The organism is Rhodospirillales bacterium, assembly GCA_016710335.1.
Classification (GTDB): Bacteria; Pseudomonadota; Alphaproteobacteria; order Rhodospirillales; family Defluviicoccaceae; genus JADJXQ01.
This window is the reverse complement of the sequence record JADJXQ010000001.1, coordinates 356,514-379,023: the sequence shown is the minus strand read 5'-3', so window position 1 is coordinate 379,023 and position 22,510 is coordinate 356,514. Positions and strand designations below refer to the sequence as shown.

The window sequence follows — 22,510 nt, the reverse complement described above, 5'->3', positions numbered from 1 at the left end:
GGCGATCCAGAAAGCTGGTCGTCGTTACTGCATCTGGATTGCTGTACAGACTCCGCCGCCTCGCAGTGAAGGCCTGGAGGCGCCGCCTCTACTGTCGCGCCATGTCTCGCAGCTTGAATTTTTGGATTTTGCCGGTCGACGTCTTCGGCAGTTCGCAGAACACCACGTGGCGCGGGCACTTGTAGCGGGCGAGGTTGGCGCGGCAGAAGGCGATGATGTCGTCGGCGCTCACCTCTGCCGCCCCGGGCCGCAGTTCCACGAAGGCGCACGGCGTCTCGCCCCACGTGTCGTCCGGCTTGGCCACGACGGCGACAGCCAAGACCGCGGGGTGCCGGTAGAGGACGTCCTCCACCTCGATGGACGAGATGTTTTCTCCGCCTGAAATGATGATGTCCTTGGAGCGGTCTTTGAGTTGGATGTAGCCGTCCGGATGGCGGACGCCCAGATCGCCGGAATGGAACCAGCCGCCGGCGAAGGCTTCTTTGGTGGCGGCCGGGTTCTTGAGGTAGCCGCGCATGACCACGTTGCCCCGGAACATCACCTCGCCGATGGTCGTCCCGTCCGCCGGCACCGGCGTCATCGTCTCCGGGTCCATGACTTCCAGTCCCTCGAGCACCGGATAGCGCACCCCCTGGCGCGATTTCAGGTCGGCTTGTTCCTCGATCGGCAGGTCGTTCCACTCCGACTTCCACGCACAGACCACCGCCGGCCCGTAGACCTCGGTGAGGCCGTAGACATGGGTCACACGGAAGCCCTCGCGCTCCATTGCCGCCAGGGTCGAGGCCGGTGGCGGCGCGGCGGCGGTCATGACGCGGACCGTTTGCTCGAAGGGTCGCCGTTCGCCGGCAGGAGCGCCGATGACCATGCCGAGGACGATCGGCGCGCCGCAGAAGTGGGTGACGCCCTGGTCGGCGATGGCGTCAAAGATCGCCTTGCCGGTGACGGCGCGGAGGCAGACGCTGGTGCCGGCGACGGCCGCCAGGGTCCATGGGAAGCACCATCCGTTGCAGTGGAACATCGGCAGCGTCCACAGATAAACGGGATGGTGCGCCATCTCCCACGACACGATGTTGCCAAGCGCGAGCAGGTACGCGCCGCGGTGGTGATAGACGACGCCCTTGGGGTTGCCGGTGGTGCCGGACGTGTAGTTGAGGCTGATCGCCCGCCACTCGTCGTCCGGCGGCTGCCAAGCGAAGTCGGGGTCGCCGGTCTGAAGAAACGCCTCGTAGTCCATCGCCCCGAGGCGGGGGCCGCGCTGACGGGCCAATGCGTCGTCGATGTCGATGACCAGGAGCTCCCGCTCTACCTCTTCGAGCGCGGCGGCGACGATGGGAGCGAACTCGCGGTCGGTGATCAGCACCTTGGCGCCGCCGTGGTTGAGGCAGAAGGCGATGCTCGCCGCATCGAGCCGGGTATTGAGGGCGTTGAGCACCGCGCCGGTCATCGGCACCCCGAAGTGCGCCTCGTACAGCTCCGGCGTGTTGGCAGCCATTACGGCAACCGTATCGCCGACGCCGATACCATGCTGCGCAAGCGCGCTCGCAAGGCGGCGACACCGGGCGTACGTTTCGGACCAGACGTAGCTGCGATCGCCGTGAACCACGGCCGGGCGGTCGGGGTATACGGCTGCGGCCCGCTCGATCAAACCGAGCGGCGTCAGCGCGGCGAAGTTGGCCAGCCTGCGGTCGAGATCCTGTTCATAGGCGTTATCAGGCTGGGCGCCGGTGTCGGCCATGGACGCGTCCTCCCCCATTGTCCCCGTTTGCTGCAGCGCAAGTGCAGCCCGGGCTGGACAATGCCATACTCGGAGTCCGCAAAAAACAGCGAAATGGATGACGATCACCGCATCGCGGTGGTGCGGCGGCGGATACAATTCGCTACGTTTGGAACAGAATGCTGTAACGCTTGACCCTCAAGGTCGCGGCGGTAACAACACCTCGAGCCGCTCGGCAACCACGGGCTGGCATCTAAGAGACTTGGGAGGACGCCTATGAGCGGAGAGTATCGCAAAGCCTACGATCAATCGATCAACGACCCGGAAGGGTACTGGGGCAAGGTCGCGGAGGACATCGTCTGGATCAAGAAGTGGGACAAGGTCTTCGACGATTCCAACAAGCCGTTCTATCGGTGGTTCGCCGGCGCGGTCTGCAACACCTGCTACAACGCCCTCGACCGCCACGTGGACGAAGGCAACGGCGACCGCTTGGCGCTGATCTACGACAGCCCGGTCACCGGCAACACCGTCAAGAAGTACACCTACCGCGAACTGCGGGACGAGGTCGCCAGGTTCGCCGGCCTCCTCAAGGCCCAGGGCGTCGAGAAGGGCGACCGGGTCATCGTTTACATGCCGATGGTTCCGGAAGCCGCCATCGCCATGCTGGCGTGCGCGCGCATTGGCGCCGTGCACTCGGTGGTGTTCGGCGGGTTCGCGTCCAACGAGTTGGCTGTGCGCATCAACGACGCGAAGCCGAAGGTCATCGTCTCGGCGTCCTGCGGCATCGAGGTCAACCGGGTCATCCCTTACAAGGGGCTGCTCGACGGCGCCATCAACCTGTCGGATTCCAAGCCCGAGAAGACGATCATCCTGCAACGGCCGCAACACGTGGCCGAGCTCAAGCCCGGCTATGATCTGGACTGGGCCGCCGAAGCGGCGAAGGCGGAGCCGGCCGAGTGCGTGCCGGTCGCGGCGACCGATCCCCTTTACATTCTCTACACGTCTGGCACCACCGGCGAGCCGAAGGGCGTCGTTCGCGACAACGGCGGCCACATGGTCGCGCTCAAGTGGACGATGAAGAATATCTACAACGTCGAGCCGGGCGACGTGTTCTGGGCAGCGTCTGACGTCGGCTGGGTCGTGGGCCACTCCTATATCGTCTACGCGCCGCTGTTCAACGGGAACACCACGGTGTTCTACGAGGGCAAGCCGGTCGGCACGCCCGACGCCGGCGCGTTCTGGCGGCTGATCGCCCAGCACGGCGTCAAGGTGCTGTTCACCGCGCCGACGGCATTCCGCGCCATCAAGCGCGAGGATCCCAAGGCGCAGTTGATGCAGAACTACGACCTCAGCAAGTTCGAGGCGCTGTTCCTCGCAGGCGAACGCACGGATCCCGACACTTTGGAATGGGCGATGAAGGCTCTCGACCGCCCGGTCATCGACCACTGGTGGCAGACCGAGACCGGCTGGGCGATTGCCGCCAACTGCATGGGACTCGAGCCGCTGCCGGTGAAGCCGGGCTCGCCGACGGTTCCGGTTCCCGGATGGGACGTCCACGTGCTCGACGAGCAGCACAAGGAGGCCAAGGCAGGCGAGATCGGCGCCATCTGCGTCAAGCTGCCGCTGCCGCCGGGGGCGCTGCCGACCCTCTACAACAACGACGAGCGCTACAAGCGCTCCTACCTTGACGAATATCCGGGCTACTACGCCACTGCCGACGCCGGATACATGGACGAGGACGGCTACGTCTACATCATGGCGCGCACCGACGACGTCATCAACGTTGCCGGCCATCGCCTCTCCACCGGCGGCATGGAAGAGGTTCTGGCCAAGCATCCGGACGTCGCCGAATGCGCCGTGGTCGGCGTCGCCGACTCGTTCAAGGGCCAGTTGCCGGTGGGCTTCGTCTGCCTCAAGGCCGGCGTCGACCGGACCGAGGCCGAAATCGTCAAGGAACTGGTGCAGATGGTCCGCGACCAGATCGGGGCCGTGGCCGCGTTCAAGCAGGCGGTCGTCGTCGACCGGCTGCCGAAGACCCGTTCCGGCAAGATCCTCCGCGGCACCATGCAGAAGATCGCCGACAACCAGCCGTGGAAAATGCCGGCCACCATCGACGATCCGGCCATCCTCGACGAGATCAAGGTAGCCCTCGAAGGCATCGGCTACTCCGACTCCCGCAAGAGCGCCTGACACTTCGTTTCCGTCCCGACGGACCGGCGGGGGGCTCTGGCCCCCCGTTTTGCTTTCCATCTCCGCACGCCGGAATAGCCGGAGGCGTATTCCGACGCATGGGTTTCACGCGCTGTGGCATGGGGGTGCTCCTTGCTCGGGGCTTGGCAGAACACAAGGTTGCCCTTTCCCACTTCTGATAATTTGACCAATACGTCACCAGGCTAACGCCCTTCTGGCGTGGCCCTCGGCAGCAGCGCAAAATAGCACCATTGCTTTTGTTCATTTTTGGTTCTAGTCTCTCCCGGAGAACCGGGGGCACTGATGAAAACCGCCAAGTTTTTTGATGAGAGGACGGATCAGTCGGAAGTTAAAGCCCGCATAGTGGAAAAGTACTTTTATGCCTGAGCCAAGGTTATCATGCCGATGGCGCAAAAGGGCCCTGGCCGAATTGCGTACATTGACCTGTATGCAGGGCCAGGCCGATATAAAGACGGCGCGGCCTCAACGCCGCTCTTGGTACTCCAGCACGCCATCACCAATCCCAAGCTCGCATCGATGCTCGTTGCGCTGCTGAATGACTCGGATAGTAACAATAAGTCCACGCTCCAAACGGAAATCGACAAGTTACCTGGCATCTGCAATCTGAAGCACAAGCCGGTCGTGTCCTGCGGGGAGATCGATGAGGAGGCGGAGAAGTATTTCAACCAAACGAAACTCATTCCGTCGTTCTCATTCATCGATCCCTTCGGGTACAAGGGGTTGTCACTGAAAATCATAAAGGGCGTAATTAAGGACTGGGGCTGCGATTGTGCTTTCTTCTTCAACTACAACCGGATCAATGCTGGGATCGGAAACCAGGCCGTGGCTGGCCATATGGATGCGCTGTTCGGTAAGGAGCGGGCGGATGCGCTGAGGGAGCGCCTGCCCAACCTGTCGCCTGAGCTGCGTGAAGCGCTGATTCTGGAAAAACTCGCCGCCGAGATCAAAGCGCTCGGCGGCACCTACGTGCTGCCGTTTACATTCAAAACTTCGAGCGGCAGGCGCACGTCCCATAAGCCCCTAGTTGGGCCCGCCCCCGGCCCGCCCCCCCGGGCCCCCCCCGGCCCCGCGGGGCCCGCCCCCCCCCCCCCCCGGCCCCCCCCCCCCCGGGCGCCCCCCCCCCCCCCCCCCCCTTCCTGGGGGCCCCCCGGGCCCCCCGCCCCCGGGGAAACCGGGCCCCCCCGGCGGGGGCCCCCCCCGCCCCCCCCCCCGCCCCCCCCGCGGGCCTCCCCCCCCACACCCCCCGGCCCCCCCCCCCCCCGCCCCCGGGGCCCCCCCCCCCCCCCGGCCCCGGCCCCCCCCCCCCGGCCCCCCCGCCCCCCCCCCCCCCCCCGGCCGCCCGCCCGCGCCCCCCCCGGGCCGCCCCCCCCCGCCCGGGCCCCCCCCCCCCCCCGGGGCCCCCCCCCCCCGGCCCCCCCCCCCCCCCCCCCCCCCGCCCGCCCCCCCCGGGGCCCCCCCCCCCCCCCGGCCCCCCCCCCCCCCCCGGGGGGGGCCCCCCCCCCCCCCGCCCCCCCCCCCCCCCCCCCCCCCGCCCCCCCCCCCCCCCCCCCCCGGCCGCCCCCCCCCCCCCCCGCCCCCCCCCCCCCCCCGCCCGCGCCCCCCCCCCCCCCCCCCCCCCCCCCCGGCGAAGGGCCCCCCCCCCCCGGGGCGGGCCAAACCCCGCGCCCGCCCCCCGCCGCCCCCGGGCGCCCCCCGGCCCCCCCCGGGGGAGGGCCCCCCCCCCCCCCGGCCCCCCCCGGCGCCCCCCCCCGCCGGGCCCCCGCCCGGCCCCCCCGCGCCGGGGGGGCCCCCCGCCGCCCCCCCGGGGCCCCCCGCGGCCCCCCCCCCCCGGGGGGCCCCGGGCCCCCGGCCCCCCCCCCGCCCCCCCCCGCCCCCCCCCCCGCCCGGCCGGCCCCCCCCCGGCCCCGGGCGGCCGCCCCCGGGCGCCCGCCCCCGGGGCCCCGGGGGGCCCCCCCCCGCCCCCCCCGGGCCGCCGGCCCCCCCCCCGCCCCCGCGGGGCCCGGGCCCCGCCCCCCGGGCCCCGCCCCCCGCCCCCGGCCCCGGGCCCGGGCGGCGCGCCGGGGGGGGCCCCGCCCCGCCCCGGGCCCCCCGCGGCCGCCCCCCCCCCCGGCCCCGCGGGGGCGCCCCCCGCCGGGCGGGGCGCCGGGGCGGGGCGGCGAACCAAGGGCCCCCCCCCCCCCCGCCGCCGGGCCGGGGCCGGGCGGCCCGGGCGGCCCCGGCCCGGCGGCGGGGGCCGGGAGAAGGCCGCCGCCCGCCCGGCGGGGGGGCCGGCCCCCCGGCCGCCCCCCGGCGGGTGGGCCCGGCCCCCCCCCCCCCCCCCGCGGCCCGGGGGAAGCGGGGGCCGCCCGGGGGGGGGCCCCCCCCCGCCCCAAAAAGGGCCCCCCCCCCCCTCCCCCCCGGGCCCAAAACGGCGGGGGGGGGGCCCGGGGCCGGGCCCCGGGGGGGGGGGGGGGGGGGGGGGGGGGGGGGGGGCGGGGGGGGGGGGGGGCCGGGGGGGGGGGCCCGGGGGGGGGGGGGGGGGGGGGGGGGGGCCGGGGGGGGGGGGGGGGCCGGCCGCCCCCGGGGCGGGCGGGGGGGGGGGCGGGCGGGGGCCGCCGGCCGGGCGCCCGGGGGGGGGGGCCCCGCGGGCCGAAAAGGGGGGCCGGGGGGGGCGCGCCGCCCCCCCCGGCCCCGGGGCGCCACCGCCGGGGCGCGGGGGGGCCCCCGGGGGGGCGGCGGGGGGCGGGGCCGGGGGGGGGCCGCCCGGGCCGCGCCCCGCCCGGGGCCCCGCGCCGGGGGACGGGGGGGGGCCCGGGCCGGCCCGGGCGGGGGGAAGGGCGGCCGGCCGCCCGGGGGGGGCCGCGGCCGGGCCGGGCGGGCGCCCAGGGCCGGGGGGGGGCGGGCGGGGGGGGGGGGGCGGGGGGGGGCGCCCGGGGGGGGGGGGCGGCGCCGGGGGGCGGGGAGGAGGGGGCGGGCCCCCCACCAAGGGGGGGGGGGGGGGGGGGGGGGGGGGGGGGGGGGGGGGGCGGCGGGGGCCCCGGGGGGGGCGCCCGGGGGGGGGGGGGGGCCCCGCCCCGGGGGGGGGGCGGGGCGCCCGGGCGCCGGGGCCGCCGGGGGGGGGGGGGGGCGCGCCCCCGGGCCCACGGGCGGGGGCCGCCGCCGCCCCGGCCGGGGGCCGCGGGCGGCGGCCCCCCGCCGGGGGGGGGGGGGGGCGGGGCCCGACGTCGTCTTCGTAAGCAAGAGCTTCAAGGGATACGCCATTATGAAAGACATCATGGCAAAGGAGAGCTCGACGGAGGATCAGGGCGTGCCGTCGCTGACGTATTCCCCGGCCGATTGGTCGATGCCCCTGCTGTTCTCGCTGCAACGGCCACTCGATCAACTCCGCGCCTCGTTGCTCAAGGACTTTGCCGGGCAGGAAGTGTCCGTTGCCGACGTTTTTGAGCGCCACAGCGTCGATACGCCGTATGTCATGAAGAATTACAAGGACACCCTGAAACAGCTTGAGGCGGACGGCAGGGTTAGCGTGCGGAGCCTGAAGGGCACCCGCCCGAAGGGAACGCTAGCCGATCACCTGCTAGTCAGGTTTCCAGCGAGTAGCGGCGATGGCCAATAACTCTGCTATCGAATGGACAGAAGCGACGTGGAACCCAGTTGTCGGCTGCACGGTCATTTCACCAGGCTGCACGAACTGCTATGCGATGCGCATGGCGCGTCGGCTGGAAGCGATGGGCCAAACTAAATACACCGGCACGACGCGCATCTCTGGCGGACATCCTAAGTGGAACGGCGTTGTGCGGATAGATGAGGAATCGCTGTTGCTCCCGACGACGTGGAGAACCGGCCGAATGATCTTCGTGAACTCAATGTCCGACTTGTTTCACGAAAACGTGCCGCTGGCCTTCATAAAGCGCGTGTTTACGACGATGCGAAGAACACCGCTGCACACCTACCAGATTTTGACGAAGCGGGCTGAACGCCTCGAAGAGCTATCGCCGAAGCTGGCTTGGCCTCAAAACGTCTGGATGGGGGTGAGCGTCGAGAACGAGAACTATATGATCAGGATCGATCACCTCCGTCGCACACGGGCAGCAATCAAGTTCCTGAGCCTCGAACCTCTACTCGGACCGCTCGACAATCTCGATCTCACCGGCATCGATTGGGTTATCGCAGGCGGTGAAAGCGGGCCCCACGCCCGACCCGTCGAGCCGGACTGGATACGAAGCATTCGGGATCAGTGTCTCGATTCAGAGGTCGCCTTCCATTTCAAGCAATGGGGCGGCGTCAACAAAAAGAAGACCGGCCGAATTCTCGACGGTCGTACGTGGGATGAGTTTCCCCGCGGCGCTCAGGTGTAGCCACAACTACTATCGTCTGCCGGGAGGACTTATGCCTGCATGGTTCGGAATAGCCCAAAGTCGTATCCCGACGCATGGACCGCGTCCGCGCCGCCGCAGGCCGTAGTAGAGTCGGATTAACCGAAGGCGTAATTCGATCACTACGCTGTGTTGCGCCGGCCGAAGGAGGGCCCGGAGATGTCGAGATCGTCGACGACCACGGCTGAGGGCGAGCGGCTGTCCAACCCGCATCCCGGCGAGATCCTGTTCGAGGAGTTCCTGAAGCCGATGGCGCTCAGCCAGAACGCCCTCGCCCGCGCCATCCGCGTGCCCCCCCGCCGCATCAACGAACTCGTCCTCGGCAAACGGTCGGTCAGCGCCGACACCGATCTCCGGCTCGCCCGCTACTTCGGCATGTCCGAGGGCGTATTTCTAGGCCTCCAGAACGACTACGATCTCATGGAGCGGCGCCGACAGATCGAGGCCGAACTGCAAGAGATCGACCCCCGCGCTGCCTGAGGGGCCCAAGCCGGAACGGGACACGCCCATTGAGTACCCGCGCATTCTTCCGACCTCGCAGCCTGTGCCCGCCGCCGTCGCAACTGATGGCCATTGGCGCATGGCGTTCGTAGAGTGCCGCAGAACTAAAACTGAGAAGGCCATATAGCGCAGTATTGAATATGTCCGTAGATCCATAAGCATTACAATGGCCAAGGAAAAAAATGGCGTTCCTAACGTCAAGGCGGAAAACCTTCCGTACCGCTGGAAAAGACAAGATCCAGATCATTATCGAAGAGATAACGAGTTATGACGAGCATTCCTACGTCATCGCGGCTGGGGATCACAATTACGGGTACGAGGGCGTTGACGCGGGTTACTCCACGACGATTTGGGGACGAACGAAAGAGTACTGGCGAAACGAAAAGAGGGTATGGGTAAAGCTCGTAGGTCGGATTAGCCGGAGGCGTAATCCGACGCATGGAGCCGGGCGGGTACGCTCACGAGGAAACCGGAGCCCACCCATGCCAGCAGCGATGTCGCAATTGTTTCCGTCGTCATGGCTAGCGCCAGTCAGGCCGCGTCGATCTTCTCGGAAAGCCACGTCTTGATCAAAGATTGATAGGGGACGTCGCGCTTGTCGGCGGCGGTCTTGACGCGCTCCAACAGCGGTACCGGCAGTCGCAGCGGGACGTCCTGGACGGCTTGAGATTTGGAAAGCGCACCCGCTTGGCCCCGCTCCAATCCACATCCTCCTACGGCTCTCGCCCGTCTCCGGCCGATGATTCAACCTTGTGGAGCCGCTGCAGCCACGCCGCGATGGCCCAACTGAGCATCGCCCAGGTGGCGCCGGCGACCCAGCCGGCAAGGACGTCCGTCGGCCAGTGGACTCCCAGATAAACCCGGCTCATGCCGACGATGACGGTGACCAGGATCGCGAGCAGGAGCAGGTAGGCCTTCAGCCGTCGCCTCGGCTGCAAACGGGCGACGAGCGCGCCCAGGGTCAGGTAAACGAGCGCCGACATCATCGAATGGGCGCTCGGGAAACTCGTCGTGTACACAATCGTTTCATGCGGCACGAGATCCGGGCGTGGCCGGTCGAAACCCGCCTTCAGTGCGAAGCTGATCGCAGTGCCGCTTGCGATGGCGGTCGCGACGAACAGCGCCGTGCGATGTTTGCGGCTCAGAACCAGGTAAATTACCGACGCGACGGTGATCAGCGTCAGCACCCCGACGCTGCCGAGGGCGGTGAGATCGCGCGCCCACTCCTCCACCCATCCCGGGCCGAGGGGATCGCTTTGATCGCCCGGCGCCCGCAGAGACAAGAGGATGGTCTCGTCGATCGCGTGGGTGTCGCCTTCGACGACTTCTTCCGAGATGGCGATGAAGGCCCACAAGCTGGCGGCCAGCAGCGCCAGCAGCGCCAGCAGCGCCAGTTCCTGCCTTGCAGCGGCAAGCGTCCAGCGGACAAGTCTCCCTACGCGCTGTCCGCTTGATCTACTGACCAGTTCAGGAAGATTTGGAGCCATATTCTCTTCTATACCAAGAGTTGGCGCCTTGCCACCCGCCGGAAGAGAAGTGGCCATTCCTCTTTTTTATCCGAGCCTACAGGACGAGAACCGCGGGGACGGCAACAACACCACGGCTTGAACGACGGAGTGGCGGGGCTATAACTGGAAATGGGGCGGATCGGCGCCGACGCGGCGGACGTTGCAGAGGTTCCGGCCGGCATCTCCGGGAAGTTTCACAATCTAAAGTAGATTTCAACGAAATCAACGTGATAAAGGCGGTTTTGCATACAAATGAGTACATCCGCATACGGTTTGGGCGGCCAAACGGACACATTCTTAATGTTAACAGGAATTTAAGCCTAATGCCCCTGTGTCAAACTGCACCGAAACGGCCACAAATCCATCAGGATCGTCCGAATCCGCGGCCGGGCGGTCGGGGTGCTTCGCCTAACGGTTGCGAACCCGCGTGCCCGGTCATCCCCCCTTCGCCACCCATTCGACGCTGGCGGTGAACATGTAGCCGGCGCCGTAGACGGTTTTGATCACTTGCGGGCGCCTGGGGTCGGGCTCGACCTTCTGGCGCAATCTGGAAATGCGCACGTCGATGCTGCGGTCGAACGGTGAGCGGTCGTCGGCGGCCTGCAGGCCCAGCAGCGATTCCCGCGACAGGATGCGGTTGGGCTGGCGCACCATCACCTGCAGCAGTTGGGCTTCCGCGGCGCTGAGATCGATCTCGCGGCCGTCGCCGGCGGTCAGCACGTGCCGGTCAAAGTCGAACACCCAGTCGCCGAACTTCGCCAGGTCGCTGCAGTTGCCGTTGTTGGAGTCTGCCGGGCGCCCGGCGCGGCGCAGGACGGCGCCGACCCGGGCCACCACCTCGCGCGGATCGAACGGCTTGACCACATAGTCGTCGGCGCCCAGTTCAAGGCCGATGATCCGGTCGAGGACGCCGCCGCGACCTGTGACGATGATGACGGGGGTTCCGTAGCGGCTCTGCACGTCGCGGACCACCTGCAGCCCATCCTCGTCGGGCAGGCCGAGGTCGACGATGCAGAGAGTCGGCTGGCGGGTCCGCATGCGCCTCTGGAAATCGGCGGCGCGGAGGAACAACTCCGAGCGATAGCCGTGCTGATCAAGGGTGCGGCACAGCATCCGCCCAATGTCCGGCTCGTCCTCCAGGACGAAGACCTGTTGATTCTGAACCCGCATCGCCGCCCGTCAAAGGAGGAACTCATTGTTCGACAGGCTCACCATGCGGGTGCTCGGACACCGGCACCCCACGCCTTCATCCTGAACGTAGCCGAAGGACGAAGGATGAGCCCATCACAAGGGCGGGCATCATAGGGTCGCGCACCTCCGCATAGAAGAGAAGATCGCAACGTCGCGGTCCGCTCTTCGCGCACCGGCGGATTCAGACGGTGGCAGTGGCCGATGCGGTGGCGATCGCGGCTGCCAGTTGCTGCTGGTCAAAGGGCTTTTGCAGCAAGGGAAAAGACGCGTCTTCGAGCTCGCGCATGCGATCCTGGCCCGCATAGCCGGTCATCAACAGAACCTTGAGGTCGGGCTTCAATGACTTGGCCGCGCGCCCGAGGTCGACGCCGGACATGGAGCCGGGCATCACGATGTCGGTCAGCAGCATGGTCAGATCGCGGACGTTGCGCAGCAGTTCCAGCGCCTCCTCGGCGTTGGCGGCCTCGATCAGGTGGTAGCCGAGGGTCATCAACTGGCGGCGCACCACGGCGCGCACCTTGTCATCGTCCTCCACCAGCAACACCAGATCGCCATTCGGCGCCGTCTGCGGTGCCGAAGGCGTCGCCTGTGACTGTTCGGCGTCGGCGCCGACGTCTCCACGCGGCAACAGCATGACAATGGTGGTGCCCCGGCCGCTGGCGCTCTCGATGCGAATCGCGCCCCCCGATTCCTGCACGAAGCCGTAGACCATGCTGAGCCCAAGGCCGCTGCCTCCCTGCTCCTGCTTGGTGGAGAAGAACGGCTCGAACACCCGCGCCTGGGTCGCCGCGTCCATGCCGGCGCCGGTGTCGGTGACGCTGATCCTGACGTAGTCGCCCGGGTCGACGCCGGCCTCGTCCGATTCGCCCGCGCCGATACGGACGAACGTGGTCTCCAGCTTGAGGCAGCCGCCGTTGGGCATAGCATCGCGGGAGTTGAAGGCCAGGTTGAGGAGGGCGTTCTCGAGCTGGTAGGCGTCGGCGAGGGCCGGATAGGGTTGGCCGCGCGAGACGGTGATGATCTCGATGTCGCTCGGCAGAGAGCGCCGCAACAGCCTGACCGCACCGGCCACGAGCGCCTCGACGTCGATAAGCTCAGGCGAAAGCGGCTGGCGGCGCGCGAACGTCAACAGGCGCTCCGTCAGCTTGGCGCCCTTGCGCGCCGCTTCGATGGCGGGGTCGATGTACTCCCGGATGTCGTCCACATCGGCGGGGTTCTCGCCGAGCGGCAGCAGATTGCCGAGGATGACGGTAAGCAGGTTGTTGAAATCGTGGGCAATGCCGCTCGACAACTGGCCGATGGCCTCCATCTTCTGCGCCTGAAGGATGGCGTCTTCGGCCTGCTTGTGGCGGGTGATGTCCAGGGACAGAACGAAGTAGCCGGCGACCCCGCCGTCCGCATCCGTATCCGGCAACAGCGTGCTGCGAACCATGGCGACACGCCCGCTCGCCAAGGTCACTTGGTGCTCGAAGGTGACGCCGGAGCCGCCGAGGACGGTGTCGATGTAGCCCTGGACAGCCGCCAGAGATTCCCGGCCGACCACGTCGATGCTGGGGCGGCCGATGACCTGTTCCTTCCGCAAGCCGAACGCAGCGGCAAACCTGCGATTGGCGAACAGGCAGCAGTCGTTCTTGTCCCAGTACGCGATTCCGGCCGGCAGGCTGTCGGCGATGAGTTGCAGGCGCGCCTCGCTCTGGCGCAGCGCCGCCTCCACTTCCCGCTGGCGCGCCATCGCCCCCAGCAACCGATCATGGGCGGAGCGCACTTCCCGTGTACGCTCGGCGACCCGCCACTCCAACTCCTCCGTGTGCTCGCGTATCACGCGCTCGTAGCGGCGCTGGTCGGTGACGTCGGTGTAGACGGTCACGAAGCCGCCCTCGGGCAGCGGCTCGCCGCGAATGGCGATGATGCCGCCGGTCGGCCGCACCCGTTCGAGGGCGTGCGGCTCGAACTTCATGGCCAACTGGACGCGGGCTTCGACCAGCTCCTCGATGTCGCCCGGCCCGTACTCGCCGCGCTGGGCGTTGTAGCGCATGATGCTGGCAAAGTCGGCGCCGCGCCAGGTCAGGCGGGCCGGCAGATCGAGAAGCTCGAGGAACCGCCGGTTCCAGCCGACCAGGCGGAGTTCGCGGTCGAATACCGAGATGCCTTGGTCGATGTGATCGAGCCCCGAGTGCAGCAACGTAAAGCAGTGCGCTTCGAATGCCCGCGTCGTCGTCATGGCTCGCTCTCCCGGGCGGTCGCGACCGCCCCCGGCCACCCGATTAAAACATCAAAAAAACCGCAAACGAAAAAACGACAAAGAACAACACGCCGGCTGCCGACCGAACGGGTCCCTTGCCCTGCGTCAAAACGAAAATCTGGAACAGTCCGGCAAAGAATAACGCAAGGCCGAGCGCCGCCAGCGGAAGATAGGCCCACTGCAACGGCAGCGACGGCACGCTTTCGGCCGTGGACGCTACGACGGTTCGGGCGAGTTGCGGCAGAGCGGGCCACCCGAGCGGCAACAGGTAGGCCGTGACCCGATAGAGGCCGACGAGCAATCCCGGACCGCCGATGGCTCTTGCCATGAGCCACGTCACGATGGTGATGCCGAGGTGAACGGCGACAACGGTCATCAGGCCGACCGCGACGCTGTAAACGAAGAACCAGGTTCGGGACGCGCCCGAGAGACCCTCGAGAGAGACACCCTTGATCTCGCCGATCGACAAATTGAACAAAGCGAGCAGGAGGCCGTAGATGACGCCGGTGGCGATGAGGAAGCCGCTGACCAGATACGGCGACCGGGGGTTCTCCCAGGCGTGCCGGAACGGCGTCGGTCGCAGGAGGTAGAGGTCGAGAAGCAACATCAGGAATGCCTTGGCGGATGATGTGCCGGCTGGCGGCTCCCCCAAGCACCTAAGGGGGCACGGAAGGGGGACCCGAAGGTCCCCCCGCTCATGAACACGGTTCGATGAGCTACTTCTGTGCGACCGCCACTTTCGGCGCCGCCTGTTGCAGCGATGCCTGAGCGGCCGTCCTGTCCATGGAGGCCTGAGCCGCCTCCGGCACCACGTTCGGCATTGCCGACCAGATCATCAGCAGAAGCGCGATGGCGCCGGTCGAGAGGGCGAACGTCTTGCCGGCGTAGCGGCGCGGGTCGTAGTTCTTCCAGCCGTGGATGCGGTCCACTTCCCGCAGGATCCGCTCGTCCTTCTCGCCGCCGGTCAACAGGCTGACGACGACGACGAGGAACCAGTTCGCCGAGAAGCTGAACAGCGCGGTGACCAGGTTGCTGAGCGGGCCGGCGTCGAGCAGGGTGACGCCGAACAGCGTGCCCTTGTTCCACCACAGCACGATGGAGAGGATCCCGCCGATGACCATGCCGGCGATCGCCCCGTAGGTGTTGGCGCCCTTCCACCAGATGCCGAGGATCAGCACTGGAGTAAACGTTGACGCCGCCACAACGAACGCCCAGATGACGCTGGTCAACAGAAAGTCCGGCGGGTTGAGGGCGAGCAGGATGGTGACGATGCCGCCCAAAGCCGTGAAGAAGAACCCGGCCTTCACCCTCCTGTTCTCGGTGGCGTTGGGAACGACCGTGGAATAGATGTCGTTGCCGAGACCGGTGCCGATCACCATCAGAAGACCGGCGATGGTCGACATGCCGGCCGCCAAAGCGCCGGCGACGGGCAGGGCGGCGATCCAGGACGGCGTGAAAGCCTGGCTCATGACCACGACCAAAAGGTCGGCCTGGTCCTTGGCGATCTGCAGGCCTTGGGGATTGAGTTCCCGAACCGTGTAGAGCTTGGCTGCGAACCCGATCGCGAACGTCGTAAAGAACACGATGCCGACGAAAACGATGCCCCACAACACCGAGACTTTCGCGTTGCGCACCGACGGCGCCGTGAAGAAGCGCATGGCAATATGCGGCAGACCGATGGTGCCAAACGCGATCGACAGCATGACGCCGGTGTAGAACTTGAAGCTCATCGGCACCGTGCCGCCGGCCGTCACGAACGGATCGAAGTAGGAGGGCATGGCGGCCACCATGTCCGGAACCAGCCGCGCATATCCGAACGGCGGAAACACGCTTGCCGGGCCGGCGCCCAGGTTCCACAGGATCAGCGCCGTCGGCACCAGGAGCGCGATGCCCATGATGATCGCCTGCAGGGTCTGGTTGTACGACATGCCGTACATGCCGCCGATGGTGACGTAGGCGGTGACGATCAGGCCGCCGGCGATCAGGCCGGTGGTGTAGTCGATGTGGAACATCACCTGGAAGACGTTGCCGACGCCCTTCATCTGCCCGATCAGGTAGAGCTGGGCGAGCAGGATCATGCAGATCACGGCGATGACCTTGGCAGTCCCGCCAAAGCGTTCACCGATGAACTGCATGCTGGTGTACTTGCCCCAGCGCCTGAGGCTGGGGGCGATGCAGATCGAGATCATCACGAAGCCGCCGAGGAAGCTCAGCACGATGGCGACGAGATAGAACTGCAGGCTCCAGATGAGTGCGGTGAAGCCGAGGAAGGTCGCAAGGCTCATGTAGTTCGACGTCATCGCCAGGCCGTTCGTGAGGCCGCCGACATTGCGTCCTGCCGCGAAATAGTCGTCGCTCGTCGCGGTGCGGCGTTTGGCGATCCAGCCCACGTACAGGAACACGACGACCATGATGACGGTGTAGATGATGCCGAGGGTCGACAGCATGCTGGTCGGTTCGAACCGATAGAAGTTCTGCTCGGCTGCCGGAGCCGCCGTCTGCGCCAGTGCCGCGGTCGGCAAGCCTGCCGCCAGCACCAGGAGTGCAATCAGGGTCTTCATTATTCCGCTCCTCCCGGCACGCGCGCCGACTTGCCCGCGCCGTAGCCCTTGTCGAGGGACGTGGCGGCGGAGCTCGTCTCCGCGATCTCGGCGTCGATCTTTTCGCTGACCTCGATGTAGACCCAATAGAGCGGGATCAACACCAGCCAGCCGAGAACGATTGTCAACAGGTAGTGTGCCGGAAACCCGAACCAAACCATCTCAGTCAATCCGGGAAACAGGAAATATAAGGGGAAAATATGCGTTAAGAACGCTACCACCCCAAAGGCAATGAGTGCCGTATAGCACTCTTTCTTGTAGGCTTTGTCCATCGGGAGCCATCCCTCCGTGTTTGAAAACGTGGCGCACTCGCGCGGGAACGTGGAAATGCGCCTGCGTAAGGAGCGCGATTTCACGCAAGGCGATTGATGTCGGAGCGCTTTTGCGTGAGTGTGTGTCGATTGTATCGAATTGTAAGGTCGCCGAGCGGAACACCCGGCGTCATTCGAAGCGGCAACGCGCACATAAAAAAAGAAGCCATTCCCGGGAAGGGAGCGGCTTCTACGAAGTGGGAGGAAACGTCGTTTTCGACCATTACAGGCTACGCCTACGGCGTTACGGCAATATGTGCGGAATGTATCCAATTGTAGCCCGGCGTCCGCGCCGCAGGGTCCTGCGCCTCCGGCCGGCGCGTATGGTTTTGCATGAGGGACTCTCGGGTTTGCGCTAAACTCGGCACCATGTTGAAGCGTCTTCTATACCTCGTCCCGCTCGTCGTGTTCCTGGTGCTGGCCGGGTACTTCTGGGTCGGTCTCCGTGGCGATCCGCAAGTCCTCCCGTCGGTGCTGTTGAACCAGCCGGTGCCCGAGTTCTCGCTGCCGCCCATCGAGGGCCGGGCGCGCGGCCTCGGCAGCGACGACTTGAAGGGGCAGGTCTCCCTGGTCAACATCTTCGGCTCGTGGTGCGCCGCCTGTCGTATCGAGCACCCGTTCCTGATGGGGCTGCAGAGCGCCGGGGATATCCCCATATACGGCATAGACTGGCGGGAGAAGGATCCGCAAGCCGGCCCGGCTTGGCTGGCGCGACTGGGCGATCCCTATACCTTGGTGGGCGCCGATCCCGAGAGCAGAGCCGCCATCGCGTTCGGCGTCACCGGCGCGCCGGAGACGTTCATCGTCGATGCCGACGGCGTCATCCGCTACAAGCACATCGGACCTGTCACCCCGCAAGCTTGGAAAGAAACTCTTTGGCCCATCGTTCAACGCCTGCGCGGCGAATGACCTTGTGGTGGGTGCTGGCGGCGGCGCTTGCATTCACGGCGCCGCACGCGCACGCGGTCGAGCCGGATGAGATGCTGAGCGATCCGGCGTTGGAGGCGCGGGCGCGGGAGGTCTCCAAAGGCCTGCGCTGCCTCGTTTGCCAGAATCAGTCGATCGACGATTCGGACGCGGAGTTGGCGCGCGACCTGCGCGTGTTGGTGCGCGAACGGCTGGCGGCGGGGGACAGCGACGCCGCGGTGGTCGACTATGTCGTCTCTCGATATGGCGATTTCGTGCTGCTGAAGCCGCCGCTCAACTGGGGCACCATCGCCTTGTGGGCGGCGCCGGCCGCCCTGTTTGCAACCGCATTATTCGCTGCATTCTTATATTATCGGCGACAACGTGACGTGCCTGCCGTGGTGCCGCCGCCGTTGAGCGCGGCCGAGCAGCGGCGCCTCGACGCCGCACTTCGGGATCGGCCGCAATGATCGGATTGTGGCTGGGGCGGCCGCAATGATTGGCCTGCGGGGTCGGCCGCAATGATTGGATTCTGGCTGGGGGCGGCCGGCCTGACCGTGATGGTCGTCGCCGTGCTGGTGATGCCGCTATTGCAGCGGAGCGGACGGTCCGCGGTCCGCCGCTCCGAGTACGACCTGATCGTCTATCGTGACCAACTGGTCGAAATCGACCGGGATGCCGACCGCGGCCTGATGAGCCTTGAGCAGGCGGAGGCTGCCCGCCTCGAGATCAAGCGCCGCATGCTGGCCGCCGTCGATGATCGCGACGCAGCGGCAACCCCGCCGAAGCCATCGCGGCGCGCGCCCGTCGTCGCGTTTTGCCTTGCGTTCATCGTCCCCGCCGCGGCCTTCAGCCTCTACCTGGCGCTCGGGGCGCCGGATATCCCCGCCGCGCCGTGGGCGGCTCGGCCGGCAGACGCGACGAATGCCGTCGCCGATGCGTCGCCGCCGCCGGAGATCGCCGAGGCGACCGCGCGGCTGGAGCAGCGCTTGGCCGCGATGCCGGACGACGCCGACGGCTGGGTCTTGCTGGGCCGTGCGTACATGGCGACTGAGCGCTACGGCGATGCCGTCGACGCCTTCGCCAAGGCATTGGCGTTGCGCAAGGGGAGCGCCGCCGTTGCCGAGCATTACGGCGAGGCGCTGGTGGCGGCCGCCGGCGGAACGGTGACGGAGGCGGCGCACGAGGCTTTTCAATCCGCTGTGGCGGCGGACCCGCGATCCGTCAAAGCCCGATATTATCTGGCCCTCGAGGCCGCGCAGCAGGGGGATGTGCAGAGCGCGCTGCAAGGCTGGACCGATGTCGCCGCCCTGTCCGCGCCCGAAGCGCCCTGGAACGCTGCCGTGCGTCAGCAGATCATGCGCGCCGCCGCCGAACTCGGCGTCGATCCGGCGAGCGTGCGGCCCACGGCCGAGGTTCTGGCGCTGGGTGCGGCCGATGCTGAAGCTGCCCCGGAAGCGGGCTCCTCTGCGGCTTCGGGGCCAGGCGCCGCCGACGTGGCCGCCGCCGCGGAGATGTCGGAGGCGGAACGGGCGGAGATGATCCGGGCCATGGTCGGGCGACTGGCCGCGCGGCTGGAGGCCGAGCCCAACGACCGCGATGGCTGGCTGCGCCTCGCGCGGGCGTATGACGTGCTCGGGGATGTGGAGAAATCACGGAAGGCGCGGGCACGGGCCGAGGCGTTGCCGGCGAATTGAACTGACAATCCGTTGGCGGGCGGGCGCGCTGCTGCACGGCGGTAGCGGCCCTTGCGTTTTCGGGCGCGACTTCCCATAAAGCGGTCGCGCCGTCAGTCTCGATGAATGGCAATAGCGATATCCAGGGAAGGGGTGAAATAGGCCATGACCACGTTCAGGACCATTGACGATCTCGACGTTACCGGCAAACGCGTCCTGGTGCGCGCCGATCTCAACGTCCCCATGAAGGACGGCAAGGTCACCAACACCACGCGCATCGACCGCACTGTTCCGACCCTCCTGGAACTGGCCGACAAGGGCGCCAAGGTCATCGTCCTGAGCCACCTGGGGCGCCCCAAGGGGCAGAAGAAGCCGGAGTTCACCCTCAAGCCCGTGGCGGATGCCCTCGCCGCCAGCGCCGGACGGCCGGTGGCGTTCGCCTCGGACTGCATCGGGCCGGAAGCCAAGGCAGTGGCGGACAACATGAAGAACGGCGACATCGCCATGTTCGAAAACGTCCGCTTCTACGCCGAGGAAGAAAAGAACGACCAGGACTTCGCCCGACGGCTCGCGGAGAACGGGGATATCCTGATTTCGGACGCGTTTTCCTGTTCGCATCGTGCCCACGCCTCGGTCGAGGCGCTGGCGCGCATCCTTCCGTCCGCCGCCGGCCGCCTGATGCAGGCGGAGTTGGAGGCCCTGGAGGGCGCGCTGGAAAATCCGCAACGTCCGGCCGCAGCCCTGGTCGGCGGCGCCAAGATTTCCACAAAGCTTGACGTGCTCGGCAACCTGCTCTCGCGCGTCGACCAGGTCATCATCGGCGGCGCCATGGCCAACACCTTCCTGGCTGCGAAGGGCCTCGACGTCGGCAAGTCGCTCTGTGAGCATGACATGCTCGACAGCGCCCGCGACATCATGGCCAAGGCCGAGGGGTCGGGTTGCGAGATCGTGTTGCCGGCCGACGCCATCGCCGCGACCGAGTTCTCCGACATGGCGGCGACGGAGACGGTTGCGGTCGAGTCGGTTCCGAAGACCATGATGATTCTCGACATCGGCCCGAAGGCCATCAAGGACCTGAAAGCGCGCCTCGGCGGTCTCAAGACCATCATGTGGAACGGCCCGCTTGGCGCCTTCGAAGTCAAGCCGTTCGACGACGCCACCAACGCCGTCGCCCGGGAAGCCGCCAAGTTGACCAAGGAGGGCAAGCTGCTGAGCGTCGCCGGCGGTGGCGACACTGTCGCCGCCCTGCAGAACGCCGGCGTCGCCGACGACTTCTCCTACGTGTCGACGGCCGGCGGCGCGTTCCTCGAATGGCTCGAGGGCAAGAGCCTGCCCGGCGTTGCCGTGCTCCGCAAGTAGACCGAGGCGCCTGAGCCGCTCCTGCCCCCCGAGGCCTGAGCGGCTCTCGCAACCACCGCCGATCGTCCCCAAGTCTCTCTAGGTGTAGAGCGATTCGTGCCGGAGCGCTTCCGATTTCGCATCGATCGACCGCAACCTCATTGAGCGGTCCGCAAGAAGACGGTAACGTGAAGAGCCACGGGTGCTGAAGCCGAGGCCAGTGCGGCGCTGAAGCCAGCGCGGTGCTGAGGGAGGAAAATCAGGGAATGATCGACCCGTTCGGGCGCAGGATCACCTATCTGCGGGTTTCGGTCACCGACCGCTGCGATTTCCGCTGCCGGTACTGCATGGCGGAGGAGATGACGTTCCTGCCGAAGGCGGACGTGTTGACGCTGGAGGAGTTGGATCGCCTCTGCGGCGCGTTCATCAAGCGCGGGGTGCGCAAGCTGCGGATCACCGGCGGCGAACCTCTGGTGCGTCGCAACGTCCTGTTCCTGTTCCGCTCGCTGGCCCGCCGCCTGGACTCGGGCGAACTGGACGAACTGACGCTGACGACCAACGGAAGCCAACTCGCTCGGTATGCTCGAGACCTTTACGCGTGCGGCGTGCGTCGCATCAACGTCTCGGTGGACTCCCTCGATGCGGCGCGCTTTGCGGACATCACCCGTCGCGGCCATCTGCCTCAGGTGCTCGACGGCCTCGCCGCCGCCCTCGCCGCCGGCCTTGCGGTCAAGGTCAACACCGTTGCCCTCAAGGGCGTCAACGAGGACGAAATCGACGACCTTGTCGCCTGGTGCGGGGGTGAGGGCTTCGATCTATGTCTGATCGAGACGATGCCGCTCGGCGACATCGACGGCGACCGCACCGACCAGTACCTGCCGCTGTCGCTGGTCCGCCGCCGCCTGGAACAGCGCTGGACCCTGGTCGACTCGACGTATCGCAGCGGCGGCCCGGCTCGCTATGTGGACGTGAAAGAGACCGGACAACGCATTGGCTTCATCACCCCCTTGACCCACAATTTCTGCGAATCGTGCAATCGCGTTCGCCTCACCTGCACCGGCACCCTCTATATGTGCCTCGGCCAGGACGACGCTGCCGACCTGCGCGAACCCTTGCGGGCCTCTTCCTCCGACGTCCCCCTCCTCGCGGCGATCGACGCGGCCATCGCCCGCAAGCCCCGCGGCCACGACTTCGTCATCGACCGCCACACCACCCGTCCCGCCGTCGCCCGCCACATGAGCGCCACGGGGGGGTGATCCCGTAGAGGCGGTCATCCCGCCCGAGACGGCGCGGGAAGGTTGGGCTGCGGCTTATGGAGAGGACGCCCGACATCGCTCTTCGCCGCGGTGCACGGAGCGACGTCTGAATGCGCTTTTTGGTTGTGTAATGCTGTGTGTTCGCCTATTATAGGTACAGTACACGAGGTTTATGGATCGGTTCGGTATGGGAGGCCGGACGATCGCGAGCTTTATGGAGATGTGCCGTGTTGATCGAGGCGAACCCGTCGGCCGCTCAAATCCACCAGCCGCCGACCGTGCCGATCGCGCCGCTGGCCCTGTCGCGCATCGCGGTTCAGGCCACGCGCGATTCGAACAAGCTGGCGCTCGACGCGCGGGAGCGAAACCACAGCGACCGCGCCGACCGCTTCGACCCCAAGGCGAACGCCAGGCAGGACGCGGAGGCGGCTGACCTGCGGGACGCCGACGCGAAGGCCGCCGCGAAAGCTGCCACCGACCCGCCCAAAGACGCCGCCGAACCTGCCGGGCCGTTGCCGAACCGCATCGACATCATCGTCTAGAGGGCTTAACAAACCGCAACCGCTCGCGGCGGCTTGGCTACAAACCCAATGGTGCATTCAAAGAACACACCATTGCTGCACGTAGCCTGTTCATCACCTTGGACATTTTCGCCCATTCGACTGAAACGTTTGAGTAGGTCCGGGCGTTAGATCCGGCCG

Annotated in this window: 17 protein-coding genes and 2 pseudogenes; 11 read left to right on the top strand and 8 right to left on the bottom strand. The window is 67.3% G+C overall.

Annotated elements, in window-relative coordinates:
• Positions 1–88: 88 nt before the first annotated feature.
• Positions 89–1,735, bottom strand: coding sequence for an acyl-CoA synthetase (locus IPM60_01710; protein ID MBK8906653.1), 1,647 nt, complete (start codon positions 1,733–1,735; stop codon positions 89–91).
• A 255-nt stretch (positions 1,736–1,990) separates the two neighbouring features.
• Here IPM60_01710 and IPM60_01705 point away from each other — a divergent pair, with 255 nt between their 5' ends.
• From IPM60_01705 to IPM60_01685, 5 genes and pseudogenes are all read left to right on the top strand, one after another.
• Positions 1,991–3,904, top strand: coding sequence for a propionyl-CoA synthetase (locus tag IPM60_01705; GenBank protein MBK8906652.1), 1,914 nt, complete (start codon positions 1,991–1,993; stop codon positions 3,902–3,904).
• A 303-nt stretch (positions 3,905–4,207) separates the two neighbouring features.
• Positions 4,208–4,942 (top strand): annotated as a pseudogene (gene tcmP, locus IPM60_01700) (three-Cys-motif partner protein TcmP).
• Positions 4,943–7,166: 2,224 nt separating this feature from the next.
• Positions 7,167–7,520 (top strand): hypothetical protein, encoded by a 354-nt coding sequence (locus IPM60_01695; protein ID MBK8906651.1) that lies wholly within the window; start codon positions 7,167–7,169, stop codon positions 7,518–7,520.
• Positions 7,510–8,262: a phage Gp37/Gp68 family protein gene (locus IPM60_01690; protein MBK8906650.1), complete on the top strand. Its 753-nt coding sequence runs from the start codon at positions 7,510–7,512 to the stop codon at positions 8,260–8,262. The genes IPM60_01695 and IPM60_01690 overlap by 11 nt, the downstream gene beginning before the upstream one ends.
• A gap of 177 nt (positions 8,263–8,439) precedes the next feature.
• Positions 8,440–8,760 carry a HigA family addiction module antidote protein gene (locus IPM60_01685; GenBank protein ID MBK8906649.1) on the top strand — a complete coding sequence of 107 codons (321 nt, stop codon included), beginning with the start codon at positions 8,440–8,442 and terminating at the stop codon, positions 8,758–8,760.
• A gap of 552 nt (positions 8,761–9,312) precedes the next feature.
• Here IPM60_01685 and IPM60_01680 read toward each other — a convergent pair.
• From IPM60_01680 to IPM60_01650, 7 genes and pseudogenes are all read right to left on the bottom strand, one after another.
• A pseudogene (locus tag IPM60_01680) lies at positions 9,313–9,488 on the bottom strand (hypothetical protein).
• A 6-nt stretch (positions 9,489–9,494) separates the two neighbouring features.
• Positions 9,495–10,268, bottom strand: coding sequence for a phosphatase PAP2 family protein (locus IPM60_01675; GenBank protein MBK8906648.1), 774 nt, complete (start codon positions 10,266–10,268; stop codon positions 9,495–9,497).
• A gap of 456 nt (positions 10,269–10,724) precedes the next feature.
• Complete coding sequence (locus IPM60_01670; protein MBK8906647.1) at positions 10,725–11,459, bottom strand: response regulator transcription factor; 735 nt, start codon at positions 11,457–11,459, stop codon at positions 10,725–10,727.
• A gap of 202 nt (positions 11,460–11,661) precedes the next feature.
• Positions 11,662–13,701, bottom strand: coding sequence for a PAS-domain containing protein (locus tag IPM60_01665; GenBank protein MBK8906646.1), 2,040 nt, complete (start codon positions 13,699–13,701; stop codon positions 11,662–11,664).
• 43 nt (positions 13,702–13,744) lie between these two features.
• Positions 13,745–14,329, bottom strand: a complete 585-nt coding sequence (locus IPM60_01660) for a hypothetical protein (GenBank protein MBK8906645.1) — start codon at positions 14,327–14,329, stop codon at positions 13,745–13,747.
• 109 nt (positions 14,330–14,438) lie between these two features.
• Positions 14,439–16,283 (bottom strand): cation acetate symporter, encoded by a 1,845-nt coding sequence (locus IPM60_01655; protein ID MBK8906644.1) that lies wholly within the window; start codon positions 16,281–16,283, stop codon positions 14,439–14,441.
• Positions 16,283–16,594: a hypothetical protein gene (locus IPM60_01650; GenBank protein ID MBK8906643.1), complete on the bottom strand. Its 312-nt coding sequence runs from the start codon at positions 16,592–16,594 to the stop codon at positions 16,283–16,285. The genes IPM60_01655 and IPM60_01650 overlap by 1 nt, the downstream gene beginning before the upstream one ends.
• Positions 16,595–17,005: 411 nt before the next feature.
• On the opposite strand from IPM60_01650, the gene IPM60_01645 reads away from it, so the two are divergent.
• The 6 genes from IPM60_01645 to IPM60_01620 all read left to right on the top strand — a co-directional run bounded on the left by IPM60_01645 (position 17,006) and on the right by IPM60_01620 (position 22,351).
• On the top strand, positions 17,006–17,542 hold the full coding sequence (locus IPM60_01645) for a DsbE family thiol:disulfide interchange protein (protein MBK8906642.1): 537 nt from the start codon (positions 17,006–17,008) through the stop codon (positions 17,540–17,542).
• Positions 17,539–18,009 carry a cytochrome c-type biogenesis protein CcmH gene (locus IPM60_01640; GenBank protein ID MBK8906641.1) on the top strand — a complete coding sequence of 157 codons (471 nt, stop codon included), beginning with the start codon at positions 17,539–17,541 and terminating at the stop codon, positions 18,007–18,009. The genes IPM60_01645 and IPM60_01640 overlap by 4 nt, the downstream gene beginning before the upstream one ends.
• Positions 18,010–18,060: 51 nt before the next feature.
• Positions 18,061–19,236: a c-type cytochrome biogenesis protein CcmI gene (gene ccmI / locus IPM60_01635; GenBank protein ID MBK8906640.1), complete on the top strand. Its 1,176-nt coding sequence runs from the start codon at positions 18,061–18,063 to the stop codon at positions 19,234–19,236.
• A 144-nt stretch (positions 19,237–19,380) separates the two neighbouring features.
• Positions 19,381–20,574 (top strand): phosphoglycerate kinase, encoded by a 1,194-nt coding sequence (locus IPM60_01630; GenBank protein MBK8906639.1) that lies wholly within the window; start codon positions 19,381–19,383, stop codon positions 20,572–20,574.
• Positions 20,575–20,819: 245 nt separating this feature from the next.
• Positions 20,820–21,809: a GTP 3',8-cyclase MoaA gene (gene moaA, locus IPM60_01625; protein ID MBK8906638.1), complete on the top strand. Its 990-nt coding sequence runs from the start codon at positions 20,820–20,822 to the stop codon at positions 21,807–21,809.
• Positions 21,810–22,036: 227 nt separating this feature from the next.
• Positions 22,037–22,351 carry a hypothetical protein gene (locus tag IPM60_01620; GenBank protein ID MBK8906637.1) on the top strand — a complete coding sequence of 105 codons (315 nt, stop codon included), beginning with the start codon at positions 22,037–22,039 and terminating at the stop codon, positions 22,349–22,351.
• Positions 22,352–22,510: the final 159 nt, after the last annotated feature.